General features: G+C 73.5%; 22 protein-coding genes. 2 read left to right on the top strand and 20 right to left on the bottom strand.

The window, feature by feature from the left end:
* Position 1: 1 nt before the first annotated feature.
* From ACI2LY_RS21765 to ACI2LY_RS21685, 17 genes are all read right to left on the bottom strand, one after another.
* Entirely contained in the window at positions 2–1,162 is a 1,161-nt protein-coding gene (locus ACI2LY_RS21765) for an NADase-type glycan-binding domain-containing protein (protein WP_404708596.1), read from the bottom strand.
* 4 nt (positions 1,163–1,166) lie between these two features.
* Positions 1,167–1,736 carry a phage tail protein gene (locus tag ACI2LY_RS21760; protein ID WP_404708595.1) on the bottom strand — a complete coding sequence of 190 codons (570 nt, stop codon included), beginning with the start codon at positions 1,734–1,736 and terminating at the stop codon, positions 1,167–1,169.
* Positions 1,733–3,691, bottom strand: coding sequence for a putative baseplate assembly protein (locus ACI2LY_RS21755; RefSeq protein WP_404708594.1), 1,959 nt, complete (start codon positions 3,689–3,691; stop codon positions 1,733–1,735). The genes ACI2LY_RS21760 and ACI2LY_RS21755 overlap by 4 nt, the downstream gene beginning before the upstream one ends.
* Positions 3,691–4,113 (bottom strand): GPW/gp25 family protein, encoded by a 423-nt coding sequence (locus ACI2LY_RS21750; protein ID WP_404708593.1) that lies wholly within the window; start codon positions 4,111–4,113, stop codon positions 3,691–3,693. Before ACI2LY_RS21750 ends, ACI2LY_RS21755 begins: the two co-directional genes overlap by 1 nt.
* Positions 4,110–4,430, bottom strand: coding sequence for a PAAR domain-containing protein (locus ACI2LY_RS21745; protein ID WP_388999057.1), 321 nt, complete (start codon positions 4,428–4,430; stop codon positions 4,110–4,112). The genes ACI2LY_RS21750 and ACI2LY_RS21745 overlap by 4 nt, the downstream gene beginning before the upstream one ends.
* A gap of 44 nt (positions 4,431–4,474) precedes the next feature.
* On the bottom strand, positions 4,475–6,295 hold the full coding sequence (locus tag ACI2LY_RS21740) for a VgrG-related protein (RefSeq protein ID WP_404708592.1): 1,821 nt from the start codon (positions 6,293–6,295) through the stop codon (positions 4,475–4,477).
* A complete protein-coding gene (locus ACI2LY_RS21735; RefSeq protein WP_404708591.1) occupies positions 6,292–7,014 on the bottom strand; it encodes a LysM peptidoglycan-binding domain-containing protein in 723 nt (240 codons plus the stop codon). The genes ACI2LY_RS21740 and ACI2LY_RS21735 overlap by 4 nt, the downstream gene beginning before the upstream one ends.
* 57 nt (positions 7,015–7,071) lie before the next feature.
* On the bottom strand, positions 7,072–7,497 hold the full coding sequence (locus ACI2LY_RS21730; RefSeq protein WP_031181814.1) for a phage tail protein: 426 nt from the start codon (positions 7,495–7,497) through the stop codon (positions 7,072–7,074).
* Positions 7,498–7,549: 52 nt separating this feature from the next.
* A complete protein-coding gene (locus tag ACI2LY_RS21725; protein WP_404708590.1) occupies positions 7,550–9,160 on the bottom strand; it encodes a hypothetical protein in 1,611 nt (536 codons plus the stop codon).
* A 1,351-nt stretch (positions 9,161–10,511) separates the two neighbouring features.
* Positions 10,512–10,670 (bottom strand): DUF6760 family protein, encoded by a 159-nt coding sequence (locus tag ACI2LY_RS21720; protein WP_388999045.1) that lies wholly within the window; start codon positions 10,668–10,670, stop codon positions 10,512–10,514.
* Positions 10,667–11,164: a zinc-ribbon domain-containing protein gene (locus ACI2LY_RS21715; protein ID WP_031183844.1), complete on the bottom strand. Its 498-nt coding sequence runs from the start codon at positions 11,162–11,164 to the stop codon at positions 10,667–10,669. The genes ACI2LY_RS21720 and ACI2LY_RS21715 overlap by 4 nt, the downstream gene beginning before the upstream one ends.
* Positions 11,161–11,601: a phage tail protein gene (locus tag ACI2LY_RS21710; RefSeq protein WP_030803419.1), complete on the bottom strand. Its 441-nt coding sequence runs from the start codon at positions 11,599–11,601 to the stop codon at positions 11,161–11,163. Before ACI2LY_RS21710 ends, ACI2LY_RS21715 begins: the two co-directional genes overlap by 4 nt.
* Positions 11,602–11,649: 48 nt before the next feature.
* On the bottom strand, positions 11,650–13,203 hold the full coding sequence (locus tag ACI2LY_RS21705; protein WP_404708589.1) for a phage tail sheath family protein: 1,554 nt from the start codon (positions 13,201–13,203) through the stop codon (positions 11,650–11,652).
* Between the two features lie 141 nt (positions 13,204–13,344).
* Entirely contained in the window at positions 13,345–15,390 is a 2,046-nt protein-coding gene (locus tag ACI2LY_RS21700) for an ATP-binding protein (protein ID WP_404708588.1), read from the bottom strand.
* Entirely contained in the window at positions 15,387–16,094 is a 708-nt protein-coding gene (locus ACI2LY_RS21695) for a DUF4255 domain-containing protein (RefSeq protein WP_404708587.1), read from the bottom strand. The genes ACI2LY_RS21700 and ACI2LY_RS21695 overlap by 4 nt, the downstream gene beginning before the upstream one ends.
* The gene (locus ACI2LY_RS21690; RefSeq protein ID WP_404708778.1) at positions 16,091–19,222 is read right to left on the bottom strand and encodes a hypothetical protein; all 3,132 of its coding nucleotides are present in this window, start codon (positions 19,220–19,222) and stop codon (positions 16,091–16,093) included. The genes ACI2LY_RS21695 and ACI2LY_RS21690 overlap by 4 nt, the downstream gene beginning before the upstream one ends.
* A 221-nt stretch (positions 19,223–19,443) precedes the next feature.
* Entirely contained in the window at positions 19,444–20,151 is a 708-nt protein-coding gene (locus ACI2LY_RS21685; RefSeq protein WP_086690412.1) for a response regulator transcription factor, read from the bottom strand.
* 213 nt (positions 20,152–20,364) lie between these two features.
* Here ACI2LY_RS21685 and ACI2LY_RS21680 point away from each other — a divergent pair, with 213 nt between their 5' ends.
* Together ACI2LY_RS21680 and ACI2LY_RS21675 are read left to right on the top strand one after the other, a co-directional pair.
* Positions 20,365–21,711, top strand: coding sequence for a hydrolytic protein (locus ACI2LY_RS21680; protein WP_404708586.1), 1,347 nt, complete (start codon positions 20,365–20,367; stop codon positions 21,709–21,711).
* Positions 21,712–21,973: 262 nt separating this feature from the next.
* Positions 21,974–23,215 (top strand): hypothetical protein, encoded by a 1,242-nt coding sequence (locus ACI2LY_RS21675; protein WP_404708585.1) that lies wholly within the window; start codon positions 21,974–21,976, stop codon positions 23,213–23,215.
* Positions 23,216–23,239: 24 nt separating this feature from the next.
* Here the strand turns inward: ACI2LY_RS21675 and ACI2LY_RS21670 are convergent, their stop codons facing one another.
* The 3 genes from ACI2LY_RS21670 to ACI2LY_RS21660 all read right to left on the bottom strand — a co-directional run bounded on the left by ACI2LY_RS21670 (position 23,240) and on the right by ACI2LY_RS21660 (position 26,050).
* A complete protein-coding gene (locus tag ACI2LY_RS21670; RefSeq protein ID WP_404708584.1) occupies positions 23,240–24,955 on the bottom strand; it encodes a DUF4157 domain-containing protein in 1,716 nt (571 codons plus the stop codon).
* Between the two features lie 95 nt (positions 24,956–25,050).
* A complete protein-coding gene (locus tag ACI2LY_RS21665) occupies positions 25,051–25,458 on the bottom strand; it encodes an FKBP-type peptidyl-prolyl cis-trans isomerase (protein WP_404708583.1) in 408 nt (135 codons plus the stop codon).
* An 82-nt stretch (positions 25,459–25,540) separates the two neighbouring features.
* Positions 25,541–26,050, bottom strand: a complete 510-nt coding sequence (locus ACI2LY_RS21660) for a 2'-5' RNA ligase family protein (RefSeq protein ID WP_404708582.1) — start codon at positions 26,048–26,050, stop codon at positions 25,541–25,543.
* Positions 26,051–26,106 lie beyond the last annotated feature (56 nt).

The following is a 26,106-nucleotide window of genomic DNA, read 5'->3' as shown; positions in this document are numbered from 1 at the left end:
ATCACGTCCGCTGGAAGAACTCCACCTCCGCCAGCGCGACATGCCGCCCACCGGACAGGCCGACCGGGTCGCTGAGGGTCAGCCGGACCGAGGTGACCCGGCTCATGCCGACCACGATCGGCTGCGGGCCGGGCTTGTCGCTGAGGTCGATCTCCTTGCGCTGGACCTTGCCGTCCTCCGCGAAGACGTCCATGTCCAGGTGGAGGGCGCGGGCCTGGGTGCCGTAGTCCTCGGCGTTCTTGGACGCGCCGTTGGTGACGATCACGTCCACGAACCGGAACGGCTTCGCGAAGGTGTACGTCACCGCCGCGCCCTTGCCGGGGATCGCCCAGTAGCGGTTGGTGATCCCGTCCGTGGTGAGCTGGGCGGAGTGTCCCGGCAGCTCGGCCGTCGCGGCGACGTGGGAGGGACTCACCGCCTTGGGTGTGCCCAGCTTGTCCCGCGTGTCCTCGATCAGCTTCCGCCCGGCCGGGAGCAGCAGGAAACCCGCCGCGCACAGCGCCAGCACCACCGCGAGGATGACCAGCAGCCGCGCCAGCCGCCCGGAGCCGCCACGGGTGCGGCGCCGGAACGGCCACACGGTCCGCCACCACGGCAACCGCTCCCGAGCCGCCACGGGCGCCAGCGGCGCGGCGCACTTCCGGCAGAAACGACGGTACGCCGGGTTGGGGGTACCGCAGACGGGACACGGCACCCCGGAGGTGTCCTCGTCCGCCGCAGGGAGCGGCCGGACCACCGGCCGGGGGGCGACCGCCTTGGCCGGTTTGACCGGCTGCGGGGCTGCTGGGGCGGCCGGGGCCGCAGGGGTCGCCGGGACCACCGGGGGCGCCGGAGTCACAGGGGGAGCCGGAGCAGCCGGAGCAGCCGGTGGCTCGGGGACCGGGGGAGCCGGGCTGGACGGCTCCGGGGCGCGCTCGGGTGCCGGTGTGGGTGCCGGTGCCGGTGCCGTTACCGGTTCAGGTTCCGGCCTGGACGCCTCCGCGTCCTCGGTCCGTGGCGTGGGCTCGGCGGCCGGTTCCGGCCGCTCCGGTTCCGCGGGGGCGTCGGCCGCCTCGCCCCGGACCCGCGCCGACCCCTCCGACCAGCCGAGGTAACTCCCGCAGTTCCAGCAGAAGTCGTCCGTCGCCTCGTTCGAAGCCCCGCAGGCGGGACACTCACGCATGACGTCACTCCCCTTCGCCGGAGTCGGCGGGCGGAGCGGTGAGGACCTCCACCCGGCATCGTGTGTGCACCGGGCACAGCGCCCGGACCAGTTCGTGGACGCGGGACGCGTCGACCGTCGCGTCCCGCTCGGGCCACACCCGTACGACGACCTCGGCGTCCGGCGCGGGCGGCAGCTCGGCTCCGGGGGTGCGGGACCAGACGGCGGCACCGTCGCCGGAGATCTCGGCGCCCACCCCGAGGATCAGCCGCAGCGCCTTCAGCAGCCCGCGCTTCGTACCCCGGCCCCGGTGCAGCTCCATCGCCCGGACCGTGGCCTCGCGGCGCAGCTCGGCGGGCCAGCGCGGATCGTCCACGCCACCCACCCAGGAGGCGAGCCAGGCCACGAAGTCGGCGGGGGCCACCCTCGGATCGAGGTAGGCGGGCAGGTTGTCCAGGGTGCTGAACACCGGCGCCAGGACCGTGTCGAGACCCGCGGTGAAACGCTGGGCGAAGTCGTCCTCCGCGTACAGCGCGGGCAGTTGACCGCCGATCGGATGGCGGCTCGGCAGACCGGGGATCGCGGCGCGGCTCATACCCGGGCCTCCGGCTCCGCCGCCGTGACGACCACCTGGTGCTGGTACGGGAAGACCAGCGCGCCCGCGCCGATGTCGACCCGGTCGACCGGCGTACCGCGCCGCCCGGTCACCGGGTCGGCCGGGAACAGCCGGATGTCCTCCACCAGCACGTCCCCCACGGCACGCTGGAGCACGACGAACACCTCCCCGTACTGCACCGGCCGCCCGAACGGCCAGCCCGTGCCGTCGGGGCCGCCGTGCAGCGGGTCCAGGTGGTCGTAGAGCGCGGCCAGCGCCGTGGCGCGCACCCGGTCGGCGACCGCGGCCGGGGCGGTGAGCCGGGCCACCACGGTGACGCCCTGGTAGACCGGCGGTTCCACCACGAGCCGGGTGCCGATCAGGCGCCGCTCGTCCAGCGCCCCGGTGATCGTGGCCAGCACCTGGTCGGACGGGATGAGCTGCTCGAAGCGGACCCGGCCGTCGACGTCCGGGACCGCGTCCGGCACCACCAGGACCCGTACCGCGCCCGGCTCGTCGGCGGCGGGCAGACAGCGCACCCGGCGTACCGAGGGCGCCGCCTGCCGGGCGATGATCTCGTGGTCCTCGGCGGTCACCGCGCGCTCCTGCATGCGCAGCGCCTGCGGGGCGCGCAGCCGGGCGTTGGCCACGGTCTCGCCCGCGACCCCGCCGCGCGCCGCCTCCCGGTTGCCGACGCGCGCGACGTACGGCACCGAACTGCGCAGCACGTTGATCGCGCCACGCGCCACGTTGCCCGCCGGGCCGCCGCCGGTGCGGTAGCGGGCCACCCGGATCTGGGCGCCCTTGCCCGGCACCGCGCCGCACGCGCGCAGCGTGCCGTCGGGTTCGCGCAGCGCGGGCGCGAAGCCGAACTCGCCCGAGGTGGCGTCGACCCGGACGTGCCGGTCCTCGGGGCCGGAGCGGCCGAAGTGCTCGACGACCTGCCAGCGCTGCCAGCCGTCGGCGGAGGACACCTCCACCACGGGCGGCTCGCCGTCGAGCAGCACCGGCGGCCGGTCGAGGCGGAACGTCTGCCCGGCGACCCCCTCGGAGACGCCGAGCGGCACGTCCGTCACGGTCTCCGCGTGCTCGACCGTCATGGTGCCGCCGACCGTGAACACGGCCGCCTCCCGCACGGTCGGCGACTCGGAGTAGAACGGCTGGCCGGGCTCGGCCGGGATGACCCGGCAGCGCAGCCAGCCCGCGTGCGTCCCGCCGATCACGGACGCGGTGTGCGACGCGGGGACGTACACGATGACCTCGCCGGGCCGGTTCAGCCCGCCCGTGGTGTCCTCGCCGGTCTCGCACCGCAGCCAGCGCGTGCCGTCCCACGCCTCCCAGGCCAGCGGGGGCTGGCGCGGGTCGACGCCGACGCCCTCGACCCGGCTGTCCAGGCGGACGGCGACCACACAGCGCGGTACCGCCGTCGGCAGACCGAACAGCAGCGCGTCACCGGGCTCGGGCGTCGTCTGGAAGCAGGGCACGTCCCGGCCCTCGGCGAGCGCGTTCGTCCGGTCGGTCTGCTCACCGCCGCGCGGCGCCGTCACCAGCCGGATCAACTCGCTGGGCACGATGCGCAGTTCGCCGGTCGTGGCGAAGACGACGGCTTCCTCGTCCTCGCCCGCCCCGGTCGTCACCTCGGTGCCCGCCGTCAGCGTCACCGTCTCCGGCTGCGGCGCGGAGAGCCAGAAGTCGACCTCGGCGGCCGCCGCCGACGGCGGGAACAGCCGGATGCCCAACAGGTCCAGGAAAGCGAGGTAGTTCTTCTCCGGCACCCGGTTGAGCCGGTACAGCAGCTGGTCCACCAGATAGGCGAACGTCTCGATCAGCGTGACACCAGGGTCCGACACATTGTGGTCGGTCCACTCGGGGGCGCGCTGCTGCACATACCGTTTCGCCTCGTCCACGAGCTGCTGGAAGCGCCGGTCGTCCAGATTGGGGGAGGGCAGGACCATCAGTCGCCGACCACTTCCTCGACACCCTCCTCGGAGGGGATCGTGTAGAACGGAAACACAAGATTGCGCCGGTCGTTGGTGGAACGCACCGTGTAGTGCACGTCTATGTAGAGCGTCCCGGCGTCCACCGCGTCGAAGGCCACCACGACATCGTCCACCGAGATCCGCGGCTCCCACCGCTCCAGCGCCTCCCGCACCTGCTGCGCGACCCGGCCCGCCGTGGCGCCGTCGCCCGGCGCGAACACGTAGTCGTGGATGCCGCAGCCGAACTCGGGCCGCATCGGCCGCTCGCCGGGCGCGGTGCCGAGGATCAGCCGGATCGCCTCCTCGATCTCCCGCGCCCGCTCCACCATGGCGATGCCGCCGGTGGGGCCGACCCGCAGCGGGAACGCCCAGCCACGGCCGATGAACCGCTCGCTCACAGCACGCCACCTATCTCCACGCTCAACTCACCCATCACGATCTGCGCCTGGCACGTCGTCCTGTCCCCCATCCGCGCGGCGGGCAGCCCGCCGATCAGGACGCCTTTTCCGACCAGCGCCTTCGGATCGGGAATGATCACGTTCGCCGGTCCGGTGGCCGCGTGCGGCGGGACCACGCACACGTGCAGGCTGCCCACGACGGCGGCCGGCCGCCCGCCGATCAGGACGGTCGCCACCCGCGTGGCGGCCGCGGGCGGCGGGGTGGCGATCCGGCCGCCGTGGCTCGTGGGATCACCGGTACGGGCTGCGGCCGGCATCATCAACTCCTCGGTTCTCGACAACAACAGACATGCGGCACAGCTCAGTTGATCCGGATGAGCTTGGCCTTCAGGACCCCCAGCAGACCGCCGTCCACCTCGACCGACGAGCGCCCGGACACCGCCACCGCGCCACCGGACACGGAGACCCGCGTCTGCCCCTCCAGCACCACCTGGCGCCCCTTCAGGATCACCTGGCCCATCGGCGCGCTCAGGGTGATGTCCTGCTTGTCCAGCACCATGGACGTGCCCGCCTGCCCCGGCGCCCGGAACACCGTCACCTCGACGCGGTCCGTGCGGTCGTCCATCCGCACCTCCAGCCGCTTGTCCGCCGTCACCAGCCGCAGCCCCGACGGACCCGGCCGGGGCGCGTCCAGCAGCTCCAGCCGGTGCCCCGAACGCGACACGAAGGAACGCCGGTTGACTTTCCCGCTGGTCTTGTCGATCAGCGGCACATCGTGCTTCGACGGCTTGTCCACCCCGTTGTAGAGCCCGCCGAGGACGTACGGACTGTCCAGCAGCCCCTGCTCGAACCCGACCAGCACCTCGTCGTTGACCTCGGGGCTGACCACACCGCCGCCGCCCTTGCCGCCCCACTGCACGGTACGCGTCCAGTCCGAGACGTACGTGTCGTCCAGCCAGGGGAACTTGAGCCGCACCGCGCCCTGTTCGGCGCCGTTCGGCTCGCGTACGTCGGTTACCACGCCGATCGCCAGCCCCGGGATACGCGGACCCCGCGCGCCGGACCCGGCACCGGACAGGCCGGTCAGCGAGGGGTCGGGGCGGCTGCTGACCCACAGGGTCGTCCGGAAACCGCCGTGCGGCTCCAGCACGTGCTGCACCGCCGTCGTCGTGTACCGCCCCGAGAACGCCGGGCCCACATTGCCCAACGCCACCGCCTTGCCCGCGTGCAGTGAGGGATTGCCGGTGGTCAGCGCCTCCAGGTCACCGTAGGACGCGCTGACCTGGTCCGCGGTCGCCCGCGCCACCGCCGCGGCCTCCGCCTGCGTGCGGTACGGGGTGTCGGCCACCGTGACCTGGGTCTTCTTCCCGAACCGGTTCACCGACGCCGGGCTCAGACCGGGCACGACCGTGTCGCTGGTGATGGACGCCTGCTCGGCCACCACGGCCCGCTTCGTCGTCGCGTCCCAGCCGCGCACCTGCACCTTCTGCGCCGCGTCCGCCATCGACAGCGACGCCCGCAGCGCCAGCAGGTTCCGCCCGTACTCCAGCACCAGCGGGCTGCGCGTCGCGGGCATCGACGGCGACGGCGCCCCGGACGCCTTCACCGGCCGGGTGAACTGGACGACCCCCTTGTCGTCCACCCGCACCTGCGCCCCGCACTCGGCCGCCAGGTACTGCAGGAAGTCCCAGTCGGAGACGTTCGCCTGCGAGAGCTGCTTGTGCGTCACCGCCGGGGCCTCCACCTTGCCGCAGGCCAGCCCCGCCGAGGTGACGACCTTGCGGATGATCGCCGCGGTCGTCATGTTCCGGTACGCGACCACCTTCCGGCCCCGCTGCAGCCGGTGCGCCTTGGAGTACGCCCGGACGACGGTGAACGTGCCGGTGCCGTCCCGGTCCAGCTCCAACGCAGTCACCTCGCCGCTGAACAGCGGCTCCCGCGCCTGCCCCTTCACGGTCACCACCGACACCTTCAGCGGGGTGCCGATCGTGACGCCGGTCGCGGCCAGGAACTCGTGCTGCTGATCGCGGTAGGTGAGCACCGCCATGTCCGGCAGCCCCACGCTCTCCTCGACCACACAGCTCACGAGCTGGGTCGCCCAGGTCTGCGGCAGCTCGCCCGGCGCCTCGACCACCGGGTCCGCCGCGAACGACCTGACGTCCCCCGACTCCGAAGGCTTCACCGCTCCTCCTCGTCCCCGGCGTCCCGCAGTCCGGGCACCACCAGTTCACTGCCGGGCGCCAGCGCCATCGGATCGTCGATGCCGTTGGCCTCGGCGATGGCCCGCCAGGCCGCCGCGTCCCCGTACTCCCGCCACGCCAGCATCGCCAGACTGTCGCCCGCCACCACCGTGTGCGTGCTGCGCGCCGTCTTCGAGCCGGACGTCGGGTTCTGCCCCCGCGCGTCGACGCTCGCCTCCTCGATGGACAGCGAGCAGGTGGCCCGGAGCGGCTTCCCGTCCACGTCGAACAGCGTGTACGACACCGACAGGCTGGTCAGCACCCCGTCGAACGACGTCGTACGCGCCGTGCCCCACTCGAACCGCACCCAGGGGCTCGCAGGCTTCTTCCGGCCGAGGCTCGCCTGCGTCGGCACGCACGCCTTCATCAGCTTCTCCACGGCCTGCTCCACGGAGTTGTCGTGCTTGGCCGTCGCGTCCAGGAACACCTCCAGGCTCAGCGTCCGGGGCCCACTGCCGACGAACTCCGGCAGCGCCGACTCGCCCGCCATGCGCGCCGGGGAGCGCCGCCACTCGACGGACTTGCTCAACTCCAGCGTCGACGGGTTGAACTGGAGGTCGAGCCGCGCGAGCGTGCCGCCGGGCTTGGCGCCGACGGAGGCCGGCGGCTCCTTGAGCGTGAGCTGCGCCCTGGCCCGGCTGGCGCGGACCGATGGGGACATGGGGTGGTTCCTTCCTGGGAGCCTTGGAGATGGGGAGTTGTCGGGGCGAGCGGGCGGTCAGGAAGGAACCAGCCCCTCGTGCGCGATCTCCAGCGTCTCCACCGCCGCCTGCGAACTGGCCGGGTCGAACGACGGCCCCTGCCAGCGCACCGGCACGATCCCGTACACCTGCCAGCCGATGATCCGGCTCAGGTCGGGCCGCAGCGCCACGATCTCGCCGTCCTTCGGCTCCACCCGGCGCAGCGTCTCGTCCAGCCAGCGGCCGATCTTCGCCGTGTCCGCCGTGACCGGCCGGGTCAGCGTGATGTTCGACCAGGTCACCCGGCCCGGCAGCTGCCAGGTGAACCCGTTGTTCCCGCCCTCCGCGTACGTCTCCATCTCGACCTGGGCGCCCATCCCGGAACACGTGTGGAAGGCGCCGAGGTCGTTCCCGCCGATGGCGAGCCGGAAGAACACGCTCGTGGCGAAGATGTTGTCGGTCATGCTGCTCGGGTTCCGTCCGTGGGGCGTTCAGGGGTGGCGTGGGGCGTGCGGTTCAGCGACGGCCGTCGAAGGGACGGCCCGTGCGGTCCCGGCCCCGGCGCAGCTCGTTGCGCAGGAGACGGGCGACGGGGTCCAGCAGGCGGCGGGCCAGGTCGTCGAGGTCGGTGGAGGACTCGGGGGTGGGCAGCTTGCCTCGGCTCGCCTGCTGCTTGGTGGAGGGGGGCTCGCCCGCGGGCACGCCCTGGGCGGGCGGGGTGGTGGTGCCGCCCGTGTCCCGCTGGACCTGGGTGTGGAACACCGGGGGAGTGGAGTTCGGTACGACGGGCGCCGTGCCGGTGTCCCGCTGCATCTGGGCGGGGCGGACCAGCGGGGGCGCGGCGTTCGGCGCGGTCGCGGCTCCGCCGGTGTCCCGCTGGACGTGCGTGGGGCGGACCACGGGCGCGGGGGCCGGTGGGGTGGCTTCGCGGGCGGGTGCGTTCACCAGGAAGGGCTGTACGGCGGGGGGTTGGGGTGCCGTCACCGGGAGCGGGCGTGGCGCGGGGGCGTTGGGTGTCGCGGCCAGCGGGGCGGGACGGGGGGCGCGGGCGGCTGGGGTTCGGGGCGCACGCTGGACCGGCGCCGACGGTTGCGCCCCGGCCGACTCGCGTGCCCAGCGGGCGGCCACCACCGGGCGTTCGGCGGTCTTGCGCTGCGCGGGCGCGGCCACGGGGGGCGCCGCCTCGGTACTGAGGGTGAGGGGGCGGGCGGGGAGGAGGTTCAGGGTGTTCAGGGTGGGGGACGGCTTGGCGGCGGCCGTGGGGGTGGGCTGACCGGTGAGGGTGACCGACCGGGCTACGACCAGGGGGGTGGCGCCGGGGGTGCGGGGTGCTGCGGTCTTCGGGGTGGCGGGGGGTCGGGGTGCGGCGGTCTTCGGGGTGCCGGGGGTGCGGGGTGCTGTGGTCTCCGGGGTGCCGGGTGCGTTGGGCGTCCTGCGGGTGGGCATGCCGGGCTGCGCCGGAGCCGAGGCTGCGGGGGACTGGGCGGTAGCGGGTGCGGGGTGGGTCGGGGTGCCTGGGTGTGCCGGGTGCTGGTCGGTGCGGGAGGTCTGGAGGGTGGGCTTGACCGGGCGGGCGGGGGTCAGGGGGACCGAGCCGTGACCGGTGCCGGACGCGTTGGCGGATGCGTTGCCGGGAGCGTTGTTGGGCGTGCTTGGGCGAGCCGAAGTCAGCGGTACGGAAGCCTGGTTGGTGCCGGACGCCTGAGGAGCCGACGTGCTTGGACGCGCCGGGGTCAGGGGCACCGCGTTCTGGCCGACGCCGGGGGCGGGGCGATCGGGGGGCGTGGCTGGGCGTGCGGGGCTCCGGCCGCCGGGGGACGTGGCCGGGGGTACGGGACTCTGCCGCTCCGGGGCGCCCAGGGTCGGGCGCTCGGGGGTGCGGGGCGTGGCAGCGGGGCTCGCCGGGGCGCGCTGTGCCGTGGGACGGGGGGCCTCGGCTGCCGGGGTGCGGCGCGCGGGGGTGTCCTTGGGGGCGATGCCGGGCGTCTCCGGCGCGGGGGTGCTCGGACGGGCCACGGTCAGGGGCGTCGAGTCGGCGGGGGCGCCGGTCGGAGCGGGGTCCGTGGCCGCGCGGCGCTGGACGACGGCGTCGGGCGTCGACTCGTCGGTGCCATCAGGGCCGCCCAACAGAGGCTTCTGCGACGGCTGTTGAGGCGTGGGCGCGGCGGACCGCTGCACCGGTGCCCGGCCGGGCCGCTGTCGGCTTCCGGGCACGTCGGCCGTCGGAGGCAGCTCGGACAAGGGCGCCCCCAGACCTGTCCGGACACGGGGAGCCTGGGGCTCGACCCGGCGCTGGACGGGCTCGGCGGACGGCGCGGGCCGCTCCCCGGTCGTCGTCTCCGCCCGGCTCTGCACCACGGGAAGCGTGGGCCCCGGAGCGTTCCCCGCCACGGGCCCCTGCTTCATCGGCACGGCGGTAGGCGGGAGTTGGGTCAAAGGCTCACCCAGCGGCGGACGGCTCCCCTCACGCCGCTGAACCGTGCCCCGGTCCGCCAGCTCTACGCGAGCGGCCTGCGGCTCCGGCTCGGCCTGCGGAGTGGGCGCGGCCGCCTTCGGAGCGGCGCTCGCCACAGGAGCCACCCGGCGCACCGGGCCGACCGGCCGCCGAGCGACGATCAGCGAGCGGCCCACGGGAAGCGGACGTACGGCAGCGGGGGAGGCAGCGGCGCGCCCGCTGTCACTGCCGGACGGCGCCGAAGTGCTCTCGGGACGAGCGGCAGAACGCGTCTGAGCGGGACCCGGCGAAGTAGCCCCACTCGTACGGGGTTCCACCACCGCGACCCGCCGCACCACCGGGAGGGACGCCCTCGGGGCCGGAGCCGACGTAGCCGCCGCCCGCTGCACCTGCGGAGCCCCGCCCGCGCCAAGCACAGCCGGAGAAACAGAGGACATGAGCCCACGCTGCTCTTCGGCGGAGTCGACAGAGTCGACAGAGTCGGCAGCCGCACGCCGCTGCACCGCGGGCACACCGCCACGCCCGCCCTCCGCGCCCTTCCTGGACGCAGCCCCGGACCCGGACCCCGCCGCCCGCTCCCCCTGCCCGGGCCGACCGGCGACAACCCTCTCCAGCCGTTCCCCGACCGAGGGCGCGACCTCCTCAGCCTCCTCCCGCCGTACCGCACGCAACAGCAGCGGCCCACCGCCGCTGAACGTCTCCCCGGACGCGGAAGCGGGCCGGGCGACGCCCCGCACCAGTCCGGCCGGAGCCGAGGGCAGCACCCCGTGCGCGAGCCCCGTATCGAAGGACGGGTCGCGCCAAGCCGCCAGCCCCGCGCGGAAGCCGAGGCCGTCGCTGACCGCCAACGGGGCGCGGGACACCGTCAGTTCGGGCGTGGCGGCGGCACGCCAGCCGCCGTCCCAGCCCTCGGGCACGCCGACGCCGGCAGGCGCCTGCTCCACGGGCGCGGAGCCGGTGCTGCCGACGTTCTCGGCGGCGGGCGGCCGGGGCCGACGCACCCTGTCTCGCCATCCCATGCGGTCAACCGCCTTCGTTCACGCGGGTGTTGATGCGGGCGATCTCGGCGACCCACTCCCGGCGCTCGCCATGGGTCAGGTCGAGGATCTCCTCGCGGCTCCAGTGGAAGTGGTAGGCGACGTACGCGATCTCCTCCCGCAGCCGGGAAGGCGCGTACGTCACGATTCCCCCAGGCGCCCACCCGAGAGGTCGACCTCGAAGCCGCCCTCGCAGTGCGGGCAGGTGACCGCCGCACGCGTGTGGCCTTCGCTGTTGACGCGCCGGTAGAAGTCCTGGAGGAACGCGACGTCGGTCGCGTACATCCGCTCCACGATCCCCGCGTGCACATCGGTGACCGTGCCGATCCGGGTGATCACCTGGCTGAGCAGCACGACACTGAGGTACGCGGGGTTCTCCTTGACCCGCAGGTCGATCTGCGGGCGCAGTTCGTCGCGGGCCGTGGCCAGGCGCATCGAGCCGTGCCGGTGCACGGTGCCCGCCTCGTCGACGTACCCGCGAGGCAGCTCGAACTCGAACTCTGTGCGCAACGCGGGCTCCTGGCGCGGCGGCGCCGCTGGCGTGAACGGCTTCGACACCGCCTCGGCCTCGTCCTTCGCGGGAGCCGTCGCCTGGAGGATCTCGTCCAGGTTGCCCGCGGTCACCGTACGGCGCCTCATTCGACGATGATCTCCTCGAACACGATGGTCACGGACTCGGTGGCGGCCGACGACTCGCCCGCCTTGAGGGACGGGCCCTCCCACTTGGACGCCCAGCCCTGCATCAGCTGGATGCGCCGCACGGTCTCACCGGTGGAGTCCTTGATCTCGATGGTGAGGTTCTGCCGCGCCGTGTCCACCGCGCCGTTGTTCAGCGTCTCCTTGATCCAGGAGGTGAACTCGCTGCTCTGGTCGAGTCCCCGGGTGATCGTGATCTCGCCTGCCTGGCGGGCGCCCGGCTGCTTGCGGATGATCTGCTTGCCCTCGGAGCTGACCTGCCGAACCTCGACCACCTCCTCCTCGACGCTCAGGCCGCTGATCTCCTGGATGGATTCGACCAGGTAGCCGCCGAGCTGGACGCCGAAGATATGGGTGGAAAGAGCATCGCCCTCAGCCATGACTGTCTGTCACCTTTCTGGGTGGGTAAGTGCCGGAAGCGACGGAGGTCACTCGTCGACGAGGCTGGTGCTGTCGGAGAACTGCGCCAGGCGGAACACCACGAACTCGGCGGGCTTGACCGGCGAGACACCGATCTCGCAGACCACGCGTCCCTGGTCGATGGACTCCTGCGGGTTGTTGTCCCGGTCGCACTTGACGTAGAACGCCTCGGCCGCCGTCCGCCCGAACAGCGCACCCCGGCGCCACTCCTCGGTGAGGAAGGCGCTGACGTTGCGCCGGATGCTCGACCACAGCCGGTCGTCGTTCGGCTCGAACACCACCCACTGGGTGCCGAGCAGGATCGACTCCTCCAGGTAGTTGAACAGGCGGCGCACGTTCAGGTAGCGCCACGCCGGGTCGGAGGAGAGGGTGCGCGCACCCCAGACCCGCACACCTCGGCCGGGGAAGGTGCGGATGCAGTTCACGCCGATCGGGTTGAGCAGGTCCTGCTCGCCCTTGCTCAGCCGCAGCTCCAGGTCGACCGCGCCGCGGATCACCTCGTTGGCGGGCGCCTTGTGCACGCCGCGCTCGGCGTCGCTGCGGGCCCACAGACCGGCGACGTGCCCGCTCGGCGGGACGGTGATGTTGCGCCCGGCCGCCGGGTCCAGCACCCGCACCCAGGGGTAGTACAGGGTGGCGTAGCGGGAGTCGTAACCCGCCTCGTCGTTGCGCCAGTTGCGCACCGCCTGGGCGGAGAGGCCGGGCGGGGCGTCGAGGACGGCGACCCGGTCGCCCATCTGCTCGCAGTGCGAGATGACGGCGAGCTGCACCGTGCGCACGCCCTCGGCGTCGATGTCACCGCGCTGGTAGGCGCTCATCAGGTCGGGGACGGCGACCATGGTGATCTCGTCCACGCTCTCCAGACCGGCGAAGCCGGTGCGCGCGTCGGCGTCGCCGACGTACTCGGCCGGGTTCAGCCGGGCCACCTGGCCGGAGGTGGCGGGCGCGGGGGCGGCCGGGGCGTCCGGCACGGCGATCGTCTGCGCGGCCGGTCGGGTCTGGTTCCCGCCGCGCTGCTCGGTCACCTCGATCAGCTTCGAGCCGCGCGCCTGGGTGGGCAGATAGCCCTTGACGTTCCGGCGGGTCGAGGCGTCGTAGGTCTCGGCGACCTGCTCGCCCTGGCGGACCAGGACGCGGAAGCGGTCCTCCGGCGGGTTCTCGCCCTCCGGGTCGGCGATCTCGATGGACACGCCGCTCACGCCGGGCTTGGCCGCGATCTGGAAGCCGCCCACCTCGACGGCGAGGGCCGCCTGCTCGCGCCGCGCGCCGTCACCGGCCGGGGCGGAGGAGTCGTCGGCGGAGCCGCCGATGCGGACGATGTAGGCGGAGCCGCCACCGTTGGCGAAGTAGCCGTAGACGGAGTGCGGCAGGTACGCGCCCTGCGTGAAACCGCCGAACAGACGGCTGTACTGGTCCCAGCTCGTCACCAGCGTGGGCTCGTGGAACGGCCCTTCCTCGGCGAAGCCGACGAACGCGGCGACCGCGGTGCCCACACCCTCGATCGGGCGAGCACCGGACTGCACCTCCTCCACGTAAACACCTGGGGTGAGGTACGTCGGCATGCTCGCTCCTTCACGGGTCCTGCGGTCCGGGTCTCCTCCACCCTTTCCTTAGGCCCTGCCCGGAGGCAGGGGACATCGGGCCCTGCCCGGGGGCAGCCCGACTGCCCGCGCGGGCGGACGGCCCGCACCGCGCGTGCAGGGTCAGGCGCCCGTGACCTGCGCGAGCCAGGGACCGAACTCGGCCGCCAGTACCAGTCGGCCGAGCTTGCGGTACTCCTGCGCGACCGACTCCACGACCTGCCGCATCGTCAGCTCGTTCCCCGATTCCGCCGCGAGATACGCGGCCGTCACCGCACATGACCGGATCGAGCCGCCCGCCAGCTCGAAGCGGTCCGCGCAGAACTTCAGGTCGACGTCCTCGGCGCGCGGCAGTCGGTCACCCAGACAGCGCTCCCACAGGGCGAGCCGTTGCGCCGCGTCCGGTATCGGGAAGTCGGCCACCACGTCGAGCCGCCGGGTGAACGCCTCGTCCAGGTTGGCCCGGAGGTTGGTGGTGAGCACGGCGATGCCGTCGAAGGACTCCATGCGCTGGAGCAGGTACGCCGACTCGATGTTGGCGTGCCGGTCGCGGGCGTCCTTCACCTCGGAGCGCTTGCCGAAGATCGCGTCGGCCTCGTCGAAGAGCAGCACGGCGTTGACCGCCGACGCCTCGGTGAAGATGCGTTCCAGGTTCTTCTCGGTCTCGCCGATGTACTTGTCGACCACGGTCGACAGGTCCACCACGTACAGGTCCATGCCCAGGTCGGTGGCGACCACCTCGGCGGACATGGTCTTGCCGGTGCCGGACTCCCCGGCGAACAGCGCGATCACGCCACGCCCCCGGCCGCCGCCCGGCCGCATGCCCCACTGGCCGAGCACCTGGTCGCGGTGGCGGGCGCGCACCGCGAGTTCGCGCAGGCCCCGCAGGGTCCGCGGCGGCAGCACCAGGTCGTCCCAGCCGACCGCTGGCTCCACCCGGCGCGCCAGCCGGGCGAGCCCCGCGCCGTTCTGCGCCCGTACGGCGGCCCGTACGTCCTCGGCGTCCACCGGGCGCCCGGAGAGCACGGCCGTGCGCACCGCCGCGTCGGCCGCGCGCCGGAGCTGGCCCGAGTCGAGCCGGTGGGCGGCCACGGCACGCGCCAGGTCCGCACTGCCCGAGCCGTCCGGGGCCCCGGCCGCCTCCAGCGCGAACCGCCATCGCACCGCCTGCTGTTCGGGCGAGGAGGTGCCCACCGTGAAGGAGACGGGGGTACGGACGGCCCACCCCGGGTCCCACACCTGCGAGCCGTAGGTGAAGAGCGGGATGCCGGACAGCGCCGCGCACACCGTGCGCAGCACGTGGGTCCGTTCGGACGGCTTGTCGGGGAGGTCGTCCAGCGGGCCGAGCACCACCCCGGCGCCGGTCAGCCGGGCCTCGCGGGCGGCGGCCGCGGCCAGTGCGGGCAGGTCGCGGGCGCGCCGGGACAGGGCCGTCGCGTCCAGGACCAGCGGTGTGCGGCCCGTTTCGCGCAGGGCCGCGTCGGCCAGGCCCTCGGGGGCACCGCCGACTGCCCGCAGGTGCACATGCCCGGTGCCGCTGCGGGCCGCCTCGGCGGCCCGCCGGACCAGCGCGGGGTCGGCGGCCGGGTCGGCGGTGTGCTCCCCGAGCACGGAACCGAGGCGGGCGTCCGGCGCGGTGTCGCCCAGCAGATGCGCGGTCACCCGGTCGGGCACCGCCAACACCCGCGACAGCGGCGGCCGTTCCGGCTCCTGCACGTCCAGCAGGCCGCCCGCGAGGAGTGGTGCGCCGGGGGAGAGGCGGAAGCGGGCCGGGGACAGCCCGGTGTGCCCGCACAGGTCGAGGGCCAGCCCGACCGTGGGGCGGCGCCGGGTGAGGTCGTCGTTCAGGTAGCCGTAGAGCTGCTCGAAGCGGGCGTCCAGGTCGGGGGCCAGGGCGACCAGCAGCAGGTCCAGGTCGAGCGGGGTGAGGCCGAAGTCCCGTGCCAGGCGGCCGAGCGGCGAGTCCTCCGCCGACTCCTCGGGCTCGGTGGCGGACGGTTCGGCGCGGGTGTCGAGGACGCGCTGCGCCGCCTCGGGCGTGAGGTACTGGCCGCGGTAGGGGTCGTCCGGGTCGGGGTCGACGGCCCGCCGCGCGGCGACCGCCTTCCGTACCCGCTCCTCCACGACGCCCAGCCGCCGCCACAGTTCGGATTCCACAGTGTGGGTCATGGCTGGCGGTCACCCCTCCTGCGGCGCCGGGCGGGCGCGGGCCGCCGCTCGCGGGAGCCGCCGAAGCCCTCCCCGCCGGGGTCGTCGATCTCCGCGTAGCGCAGTCGGCGCGCCGACTCCGGCTCGTCCGGCTGGGACCGGGGCACCGACCGTACGACCACGCCCTCGGTGACCGGCGGCGCGGCGACCCGCACGATGCCGGCCAGCGGTGCCCGTACCCGGACCCCGAGCGAGGGCTTCAGCTCGCCGCCGAGCGCGGACCACACGTCGGACGCGGCCGGGGCGTCCAGACCGGTGCCGCCCCCGTCGATGCCCACGATGAGGCCGAGTTCGGCCAGGGTCCCGGTGAGCAGGTGCGGGGCCAGGGTGTCCGTGGACACCAGGGTGGCCAGCACCTGGGACAGCAGCCGGTGCTCGTCCTGCGGGCGGCTCGCCCACGCGGTCACCAGATACGTCAGCTCGAACCAGCGGGCGGGCGAGCGGCGGGCGACGACGAAGCCGTCCTCGTCATAGATCTCGCCCGAACTGCTGTTGCGCCGGGAGTTGTCCTCGCGGATGTCGTACAGGAACGCGCACACCGTGGGCGCGCTGCGCCGGGCCGCCCAGTCGCTGGTCGGCGCGTCGAAGACCACCTCGACGCCCGACGCGGCGAGCCCGGACTCCTCCAGCAGGCCCCGCAGGGCCTCGTCGACCTCGTGGATCATCGGCGGGTCACCTCGTCCGGGGGCTGCACACTGCCGTTGACGACCAGGAAGTCCGTCTTCACCGGGGAGAAGCCGGGGCCGCTCGCGGTGATGGTGCGCGGACCCGTCTGGTCCTTGGCCAGGATCAGGAGCTGCCCGATGAACGTGCCGTCCGGCAGCGGCACCGTCGGCGCGGCGGCGGCCGTGATGCCGGGCTTCCAGCGGAACCGGACCGGCACGCCCGGCGGGAAGTCCTTGCCGCGCACCGAGGTCACGAAGCCGGGCTTGCCGATCGGCGGCACCGCGATGATCCGGGGCTGGAGGACCCGCAGTCGCTGCCGGGCGGAGTTGTCGCCCCGGTCGGCGTCCGTGCCGGTGGTGGTCAGCTTGCCGGTGACCGTGGCGGTCAGCGCCTTCTTCGGGCTGAGCACGACCTGGAGGGTGCTGCGGGCGCCGGGTGCCAGATCGGGCAGCGCGCACAGCCAGTCGGCGTCACAGCCGGGCGGGCGCCCGTTGTTCGGCACGTTCGCGGGCAGCCCGATGCGCAGCCGGAGCCCGGTGGCCAGCGCGTTCCGGCCGTTGCGGACGGTGTACGTGACGACCACGCGGCCGCCGACATAGCCGGGGTTCGGGTTCGCGGTGACCGTCACGCCCGGACCGGCCTTCGGCGCCGGGGGCTCCGGAACCGGCGGTGCCGGGGGCGCGGGCGGCACCGGGGGCGTCGTGGGCGGCGTCGGGGTGGGCGGGGTCGGGCTCGGCGTCGGGTCGGGCGGTGCGGGCGCCTCGCGTACCGGGACCACCGTGCGGTCGGTGTTGTCGCTCGGGTCGGGGTCGAGCACGGCGCCGGTCACCGACCAGTCCAGGGGCTGGTCGCCGGGCGTGACCCCGGTGACGGTGACGGTCACCGGGACGGTCGCGCCGGGCGGCACCACGCCGAGGTCGCAGGTGAGGCCGCGCACGTCGCAGTTCCGGCCGGGCGCGGTCAGCCCGGTGACGGTCGCCCCGAGGGGCGGCGCCACGGTGAACCGGGTGCCGGGCGAGGCCGCGGGGCCCTGGTTCACGACGTCGACGCGGACGGTGCCGGTACGGCCGACGACCACCCGCCCCGAGGTGTCCGGGGCCTGTACCGCCAGGTCCACGGACTGCTGCACCGAGGGCTCCTTCTGGCGGCCCCCCAGCCCGGTGGTGAGCGGGGTCAGGGCACCCGACTCCACGTCCACCCGGCTCAGCTTCTCCGGGCTGTTCGCCGCGAGTTCGGCACGCGAGCTGAACACCAGGCTCGTACCGTCGGCCGTCCAGGCGGCGTCACGCGGCTGGAACGGACCCGTGGCCGAGGCGTCCGGCAGCTCCCGGCCGCAGGCGCCCGGCAGGTCACGGGCGGTGGCGGGCAGCAGCACCCGGCAGTCGTCGCCCGACACCGAGGTGAGCAGGAGCCCGCCCTGCTGGTCGACGCGACCGCCGCCCGCCTTGCGGTTGAAGGCGATGGTCAGCCCGTCGGGGGAGAAGGCGGGGCTGTCGTCGATGACGTCGCAGGCGCCGGGGCAGTCGGCGGCGCTGAGATCGCGCTGCTGGTCGAGACGGTCGACCGGCACGGTCCAGATGTGCTTGTTGCCGTTGCCGCCGTTGATGACCTGCGTACGGGTGAAGGCGAGGCGCGTGCCGTCCGAGGACCAGGTCGGCTGGGCGTCGGTGCCCTGCGCCTGCCCGGCGGGCGGGGTGATCGTGCCCCGGAGCGCGCCGGTCGCCACATCGGCGACGAGCACCCGGCTCGGCCCGGCCGCGTCCCCGGTACCGCCGGGTGAAGTGCGCCGGAACGCGAGGGACTTGCCGTCGGGGGACAGGGTCGGGTCGGTGTCCCAGTCCTTCGCGCCGCGCCCGGCCAGCGGCAGGGGCCGCGCGTTCGAGCCGTCGGCGTCGGCCAGCCAGATCCGCTCGACGCGTCCGGCCTCGGAGTCCTCGAACCGGGTCAGCACGATCCGCCGCCCGTCCGGGGTGTAGTTCTGCCGCTCCGTCCACGGGTCGGACCCGGCGGCGGGCTGGAACAGGGGGTCCTTCGTCGGGTCGGTGTTGGTGTCGGCCGTCGGGTCCTCGTTGAGGATCGTCAGACCCAGGTCGCGGGGGTCGGAGCCGTCCGCGCGGGCGTCCTGGAGGGTCACCACATGCGGTCCGGCCGCGGTGGTGCGGTCCACGACGGCCCCGCCGCCGTTCACCGGTCCGAGCCAGGTGGCCGTGCCGACCTCGCGGTTCTCGCTCAGCACCAGCCCCAGGTTTCCGGCCTGCTCGGAGTGCACGGTCGTCTTGAAGACGTGGTCCCAGTCGCCCTCGCAACTGCAGTCGCGGTCCGGGCTGAGGAACAGCAGCTGGTTCCCATCGGGCAACCACGCTGCCCCATGGGTACGCCAGCCTGCCTCCGTGCTGCCCAGCAGCGGCCCGTTGTCACCCGAACTCGCGTAGACATACCGCAGTTTGGGGCCGTCGGCGTTGGTGGCCGTGTAGGCGATGATGTCGCGCTTCTCGGCGTTGTCCAGCGGGTTCCACGCCGGTTCGCTCGCCGTGCCGTTCTCCGGACCGGTGACCCGGTTCACGGCGCCGCCCTGGAGCGGGCGGACGTAGATCTGCTGGCCGACCAGGGGATCGGCGTCACTGGAGTACGCCAGGCGCTGCCCGTCCGGCGACACCGTCGGGCACTCCTCGTCGGCCCGGGTGTCGGTCAGCCGGGTCAGGCCGGTGCCGTCGGTGCGCACCAGCCACAGGTCGCGCTGGGTGGCGCCACCGGGGCCGCCGGGCTCGGCCGAGTCGAAGACGACCGACCGGCCGTCCGGCGTCAGCCGCGGGTGCGCCGCGTCCCGGCCGCTGGTCAGCTTGGCCACGGAGCCGTCGGCGGCCCGGAGATAGACCTGCGGGTTCCGCTCGTCCCGGCGGCTGGCGAACACCAACTGGTCGCCCAGCGCCGAGGGTTCCACGTCGTAGTGGGTCGCGCCCGCACCGAACAGCGGGGTGCTGGACGTCGTCGTCGCCACCCGGCCCAGGCTGCGGTGCCGGGTGCCCGCGAAGGCGATCCGGGTCGCCGCCGTGTCACCGGCTCGCGGACGGGCCTTCGCCGTACCGGGACCGGCGGCCGCGGTGACCGCCAGCAGGGGGACCAGCATCAGCAATGCCAGGCCGATCCGCTCCAGCGGGTGACGCCACCCACCGGCCTTGTCCGTGCCCGTCACGGGCCCACCTCACCGTCCGCACTCCGCTTTCGCACAACCGCCCGCCATCCTGGGCGCCGCCGTCCCTGGTGCGGCAGGGCCGACGGGACGCTCTCGGGGGAAGGGGCGGAGGGGCTTTCGGGCAGTGTGCCGACAGCCCGTGGTCAACGCACCTGTCAGATCAGGCCGTTGCGCAGGGCGTAGCCGACCGCGTGGGCCCGGTTGCGCAGCTGCAACCGGGTGATCACCTCGTGCAGCACGTTCTTCACGGTGCGCTCGGAGTACGAGGTCTTGCGGGCGATCTCCCCGGTGTCCAGGCCCTCCGCCACCAGCCGCAGCATCTCCGTCTCCCGGGGCGCCAGCGTGGACAGCGACGCCGCCCGCGGGTCGAGCGGGGAGGAACGCTGCATGCTGCCGACGTGGGTGAGGAGTTTGGCGAGCAGATCGCCGGGCAGCATGCCCTCGCCGTTGGCTATGGCGAGGACCAGACGCAGCAGCCGGTCCTGGTCGGCCTCGGCACGGCGGAGCACCGCGGCGACGCCGTTGTCTATGGCGCGCTGGAGAGCGTCACCCGACTCGAAGGTGCCGACCACCAGGCCGGTGCGGGTCGCGGAGTTGTGGCGCAGCCGGTTGAGCAGCGCCGATGTCTCGTCGTCCACCGTGTCGACGGTGATCAGCGAGACCTGGGCGCTGTCGGCCGCCCCGGCCTCCACGAACTCGATCTCGGGTCGCTGGCGCAACTGGTGCACGATGCCGACGTAGAGGACGGGGTCGGGGGCGTAGACGGTGACGGACACCCGCTCGGGCCGCCTGGCCGAGGTGGTCCAGGGTGCGGTGTGGGCGGCGGGAGCGGGATGGTTGGCCTGAGGGCAGCTCGTGGTCATGGGTCCTGTTTCCATCGAACGTGTGGGGGGTGGTGCGGCGCGCCGTGAAGCAACGTGCGGGACCGAGCGGCGGAAGTCGGCCCGCGCCCGGTCTTCGGTCAACTGGCGTCATCTGAAGGGGAGTCGAGGAGTGCTGTCCGGGGCACCTACGCTGCCCGCGGGCTTGCCCTCGCGTCTCTCCGAAGTGAAGGGGCCCCGTCATACGGTCACCGTGTGACGTCTCCAGCACCCACCCCAAGCCCCGGCGCGCCCGGTTCCGACATCCCCGCGGTGTCGGTGACGCCCGGCGGAATCGCGACCACCACCCTGACCGTCCGCAACGACAGCGACATCGTCGAGGCATACGGCCTCGAGGTGGTCGGCGACTGCGCGGCCTGGGCCACGGTGGAGCCCGCGCGCGTGTCCCTGTACCCGGGAACCTCCGAAACGGTGACCATCCGCCTCGAACCCCCGAGGTCCCCCGAGGTCCGGGCCGGTGAACTGCCGCTCGCCGTGCGCGTGCTGCCCACCGAGCACCCCGAGGCGGTACGGGTGCCCGAATCGACGGTGCGCGTCGAGGAGTTCCGGGAGCTGCGCGCCGAGATCGCCCCGCGCCGCCGCCGAGGCTGGCTGCGCGGCCGCTACCGGCTGGCGCTGCGCAACGAGGGCAACTCCCCGGTGACGCTGGGCTTCACCCCCGCCCAGCCCGGCGAGGAACTGCGCTTCACCGTCAAGCCCGCCGAACAGACGCTGGAGCCGGGCGAGTCGGCGGAGGTCGGCCTGCGGGCGCGCATCGGCAAGCCGGTGTGGTTCGGCGCCCCGGTGATCTGGCCGTTCACGGTCACCGTCGCCGAGACGGCCGAACCGGAGGACGCGCGACCGGAGCCGGCCGACGCCATCCGTACGCCGCTGGACGCGGAGTTCGTCCAGATCCCGGTCTTCCCCAAGTGGCTGCTCGCCGTGCTCGCCGCGCTGATCGCGCTGCTCCTCGCCTGGTTCACCCTGGTGCGGCCCGCGGTGCGCAGCGCGGCCAAGGAGGCGGCCGACGAGGTCGTCCAGCAGCGGCCCACCCCTGGCGGCAGCGAGCAGGCCGGTCAGGGCACGGGAGCCGACGGCGGGCGGCCCGGCACCGGCAGTGGTGGCGCGGGCAGTCAGCCGGGCACGGGTGGCGGCGACGGTACGGGCACCGGGACGGGAACCGGCGGGGGCGGTGGAGCCGCGGGCGGCGGCCAGAGCTCGGCCACCATCGACGTACAGACGGGCAGCGGCGCGGAGAAGACCGGCACGTACACGGTCCCGGCGGACAAGGTCTTCCAGGTCACCGACATCGTCGTGGCCAACTTCCAGGGCGACGAAGGGGTGCTGACCATCAACTTCGGTGACCGGAAGATCACGACGATCGCGTTGGAGACCTTCCGCAACCAGGACTATCACTGGGTCACCCCCATCAGGATCGCCGCGAACGACACGGTCACCGCCCAGGTCACCTGTGCCAAGCCCGGCACCCCCGCCACCGGCAGGCGGGCCCAGGAGTGCCATGAGGTGCTCAACGTCAGCGGAGTGCTCAGCGACATCAGGTGACTTGGGCGTCACGCCCATGCTCTGCGAGACGCGCCGTGATGCAAAGCCGCGACAGGGCCGGGAGTCCGGAAAACGGACCCCGGTCCTGTCGCGCGAATGACCGACTTTGCTCAGTTATGTTCGGGTGTCTTGCCTGAATTTCTCTCGGTAACCGCGTGTAGGCGTCATTGACTATGAATCAAACTTGGCTTGATCTCCTCTGAGCACCGGAGCGGGATCACCGTCATGATCCGGTTCCGCTCGACCGGGGTGAGGGAGTGCGGTGCGCACACACAGACACGGGACGGACCGGGACGCAACGCACGGTCCCGACACCGAACGGGCACGGCCGAGCGGCACACCGGCTCCGCCCCTCCTCGCCCTCCAGCGGTCGGCGGGCAACGCGACGGTGTCCCGGCTGGTCGCGGACGCCCGGACCGGGTCCGAGGACGTCGTCCAGCGTTCGCCCGAGTCCTCGCGGCCGCCCTCGCGCACCTCGCAGAAGTCACAGGAATCGCAGGGGACCGAGAGCTCCCAGGCGTCCGCCCCCTCGATGCCCCTCGCCGACCGGCAGCAGATCAAGTTCGCCCAGGACAAGGCCGAACTCCTCCAGCGCATCGGCAGGATCGAGGCGCTGACGAACATGGACGGCTTCACCTCCGGCATCGAGGGCTTCCTCGACAACATCGAGGCCGACCTGCGGGCCGGGCGGCCCACCACGGTGGACGAGGGCGCCATCGGCCGGATCATCGCCGGATTCCAGGACCCCCGGGTGCAGGGCCACCGCGTCCAGTACTCCTGGTACGCCCGGCACCAGGGCAAGGAGGGCTTCCAGGAGGCGCTCGACCGGGTCGCCGGGGCCTCGGCGGAACACGGACAGCTCTGGGCCAAGATGAACTCGGCCATCCCCACCGAGGACGCGGGCGTGGGCCGGGGCGTGGTCCTGGAGGCGTCCGTCCAGGGCCGTATCTTCGACGGCCTCCTCTTCGGCCTGTCCAACTGGAGCGCCTCCGACGCCCTGGCCGCGCTCTGGAAGCGCCTGTCGACGACCTACGTCCAGTCCCTCACCGGCACCGTCACCGCCCACGCCCTGGACGGCACCGTCGGCTCCAGCGTGCTCAGCACCCTGGAGTGGCCCGAGCTGCGTCAGCGGATCGCGGACGGCGCCGTGGACGGGCTGGTCTTCGTCGTCTACCACGCCCATGACGCCCCGGGCGGCGGCCCGGCCGTCCTCGAACCGGTCGAGAGCTTCCACGTCCGTACGCAGAAGGAGTTCGACGCACTGCCCCAGGCACCCGCCGACCAGTCGTGGTTCGACCGGCAGCGGATCATCGACCGGGACCAGCGCCAGGCCCTCGTCGACATCTACTCGCGCGAGGAGGAGATCGACGCCCTCGACGCCTTCGTGGGCGACCTGTTCCGCCGCGAGGGGCGCGACCTGCGCTTCCGGGAGTCCACCACCCCGCACAACACACGGGCCAACTCCGCCCGCGAATCGCCCCGTTCGGGCTCGCCCGGCGCCTGATGACGGCGCCGGGCGGCGCCCCGGTCAGGGAGAGGTCGACATCTGGTCGTCGGAGTCCTGGTACTCCTCCCCGCTGCTCTGCGAGTCGAAGGACATGGTCAGGAACGGCTGCCCCGGCGACTGGGGCTGGGACCCGTCGGACATCTCCACGTCCGAACCGCTCGAAGAGCTGGAGTCACTGTCCGGCGCGAGGTCCGGAACGTCGCGCAGCGTGTAGGTGGCCGTGTCCCCCGTACCGTTCCGGGTCACCAGGTCCGCTGCCACGTACCGCTCGATCTGCTTCTTGCGGCGGTCCAGGGGGATGTTGGACTTGGAGATGCCCGCCTCGTGCTGGTCGGCGGCACCGGGGGCCGGTGTGCCGCCCTGGGCGGCCGCGTCGTGGTAGTCGTTGTGCGACAGCATGTCGGCCCGGTCGGCACCCAGCGCCTTGAAGGCGAACCAGTCCATCTGCTCGCTCGTCAGGGTGTCGCCGGAGCTGTGACCGAGGGCGTCCATGGTCTTCTCGTAGAAGGTGAAGATGTCGCCCGGGTCGGCCCCGGCCCTGATCAGGTCGTTGGTGTCCGGCTCGTTCTCCCACTGCTTGTAGGCCACGCCGTCGTGATAGACGTCGATCCGCGTCGGCACCATCACCGCACGGTGGGTGCCGTTCGCCGACGCGTAGTGCACCACGAAGCGCACGGTGCCCGCGTCGAGATCGGCGAGCGCCTGCTCCATGCGCCGCCACATGCCGGTGCCCTGGTTGAGCGACCATTGCGGGACGATGTTCTTGGGGTCGTCCACACCGCCGACCTCCAGACCCATGACGTGCCCGCGGTCGTACCCGGCCCCGCCGAACAGGTCCTTCCACACGTCCCCTTCGCTGGGCACCTTCCACTTGTTGGCGCGCGCCCGCGCCTTGTACGCCTGCTGGAGCTTGGCCACCGCGATCGGGTTGGGAGCGGCGGGCCTGCCCTTCGTGCCGGTCTTGCGGACCGGGCCGCTCACCTCGTGCGGGCGCTCGATCGGCAGGTCCCGCGCGGTTCCCGCACCCTCCTTCGACGGCCCGTAGTGCGAGACGCGCGCGCCCTCCAGCGTCATGTTCAGCGCCCGCTGCACCATCGCGGGGTCCACGCCGGCAGCCCGCTGCACCGAGCCGGGGTCCGTGGCGGGCGCCCGCTGCACCGACCCGGCGGCACCGTCCCGGTCCGGAACCGGGCCGGACATCACCCGGTGCGCGTTGGACTCCGCGGCCCGCTCGAAACGGTCCCCGGGGTCGGACAGGGCGTACCCGTGCCCCGAATCGGTGCCGGACACCGGCCCCTGCCGCTGCTGCACGACATGCGTCAACTCGTGCGCCAGGGTGTGCTTGTCACCGCCGCCGCGCCCCAGTACGACATGGCTGCCCGCGGTGTAGGCACGGGCGCCGATCTCGGTCGCGGACCGCTCCGCGTCCGGTCCGCTGTGCACCCGCACGTCCCCGAATCCGGTGCCGAACCGGGCTTCCATCTCCCCGCGCACCGAGGTGTCCAGCGGCCGCCCGGCCCCGCGCAGCACCCGATGCACCGAGGACCGCTGCACGGCGGCTGTCGCGGCGGCGTTCCCGGCCGAGCGCTGGAGTGCCGCGACACTGCCCGGACTCACCGCCCGCTCCGGCCCGGCCGCGACGACGGCATCCGTCCGGGGCGCCGAAGCCGCACCCCGGCCCTCGGCCGTCTCATCTTCCTGGCCGCCCTGCCGACCCCGCCGCTGGTGTGTCGCCATCTCGCACCTTCCCTCACGTGCCTCCATGGTGACCGCCCCGCACCTCGCTCACCAGGACGCCCGAGGCAGTGGCGGGGCAGGGGGGTTGCCCCCGGCTACCGGCCCCTGCTCCACCCGGCCGTGCCCGAGTACACGTCCACCAGGTCCACCACGAAGACCAGGGTCGAGCCCGGCGGGATCAGGGGCGACGGCGACTGGTTCCCGTAGCCGAGACGCGGCGGGACGACGATCTCGCGCCGACCGCCGACCCTCATGCCCCGCACCCCCCGGTCCCAGCCCTTGATGACCTTGCCGCCGCCCAGGGCGAACTTGTACGGCTCGCCCCGGTCCCAGGAGGAGTCGAACTCCTTCCCGGACGCGAAGTTCACCCCGACGTAGTGGACCCGGACCACCATCCCCGGCTTCACCTCGGCCCCGTCCCCGACGACCAGGTCCCGGACGGTCAGCTCGGCAGGAGCCTCACCCTCGGGAACGTCGACCTCGGGCTTCGTCGGTTCACTCATCGCGGTTTCGTCACTCTCCGTCTGAAGTCGTCGCCCGGACCAGCCGGACATTTGGACAGGGGGTCACGTTACCGAGCACGGGCTAGGTCAGACACTCCACGGTCCGCGCCTCGCTGTCGTAGCTCCGTGCCGCAGTGAAGGTTCCCTCCCAGGGCTCGGACAGCTCGGTGGGCAGGAGGTCCGCGGGCCATGGGTCGGTACTGGACCGGGTCCGGCCGAGGGTGAGGTGGGGCACCCAGTCGTCCGGCTCGAACAGCGGGTTCCCGGCCCCGGGCAGCAGCTCCCACACCCGGCGCTGGAGGGCGGCCAGCGCGGCGTCAGGTGCGACGCGCCAGGCCAGTACCGACGTACGTCCCTCGAAGCGGAGCGTGTGCTCCAGCCGCAGCGGAAGGGGGAGCACGGAGAGCGCGGCCGTCAGCGTGGGCCGTGCGTCCCAGGGCAGCTCGGACGCCGTCGTCAGGGTGAGGTGGGGCCGGTTCGTGGGGTGCCGGTGACCGGCCAGACTGGGCAGCCCCGCCTCCGCGAGCCACGCCCAGACCCGCCGTACCCGTGCCTCGGTCGCCTCGTCGGGCAGCAACTCCACTGTGCGCACGGGATCAGCGTAGGACGCGGGCCGGACGGAACGCACCGGCGGATATTCCCTGTCGT

Origin of the sequence: Streptomyces sp. NPDC002176 (assembly GCF_044903645.1) — a bacterium.
Lineage (GTDB): Bacteria > Actinomycetota > Actinomycetes > Streptomycetales > Streptomycetaceae > Streptomyces.
The sequence above is the reverse complement of the archived record's forward strand: the minus strand, read 5'-3'. Positions and strand labels throughout refer to the sequence as shown.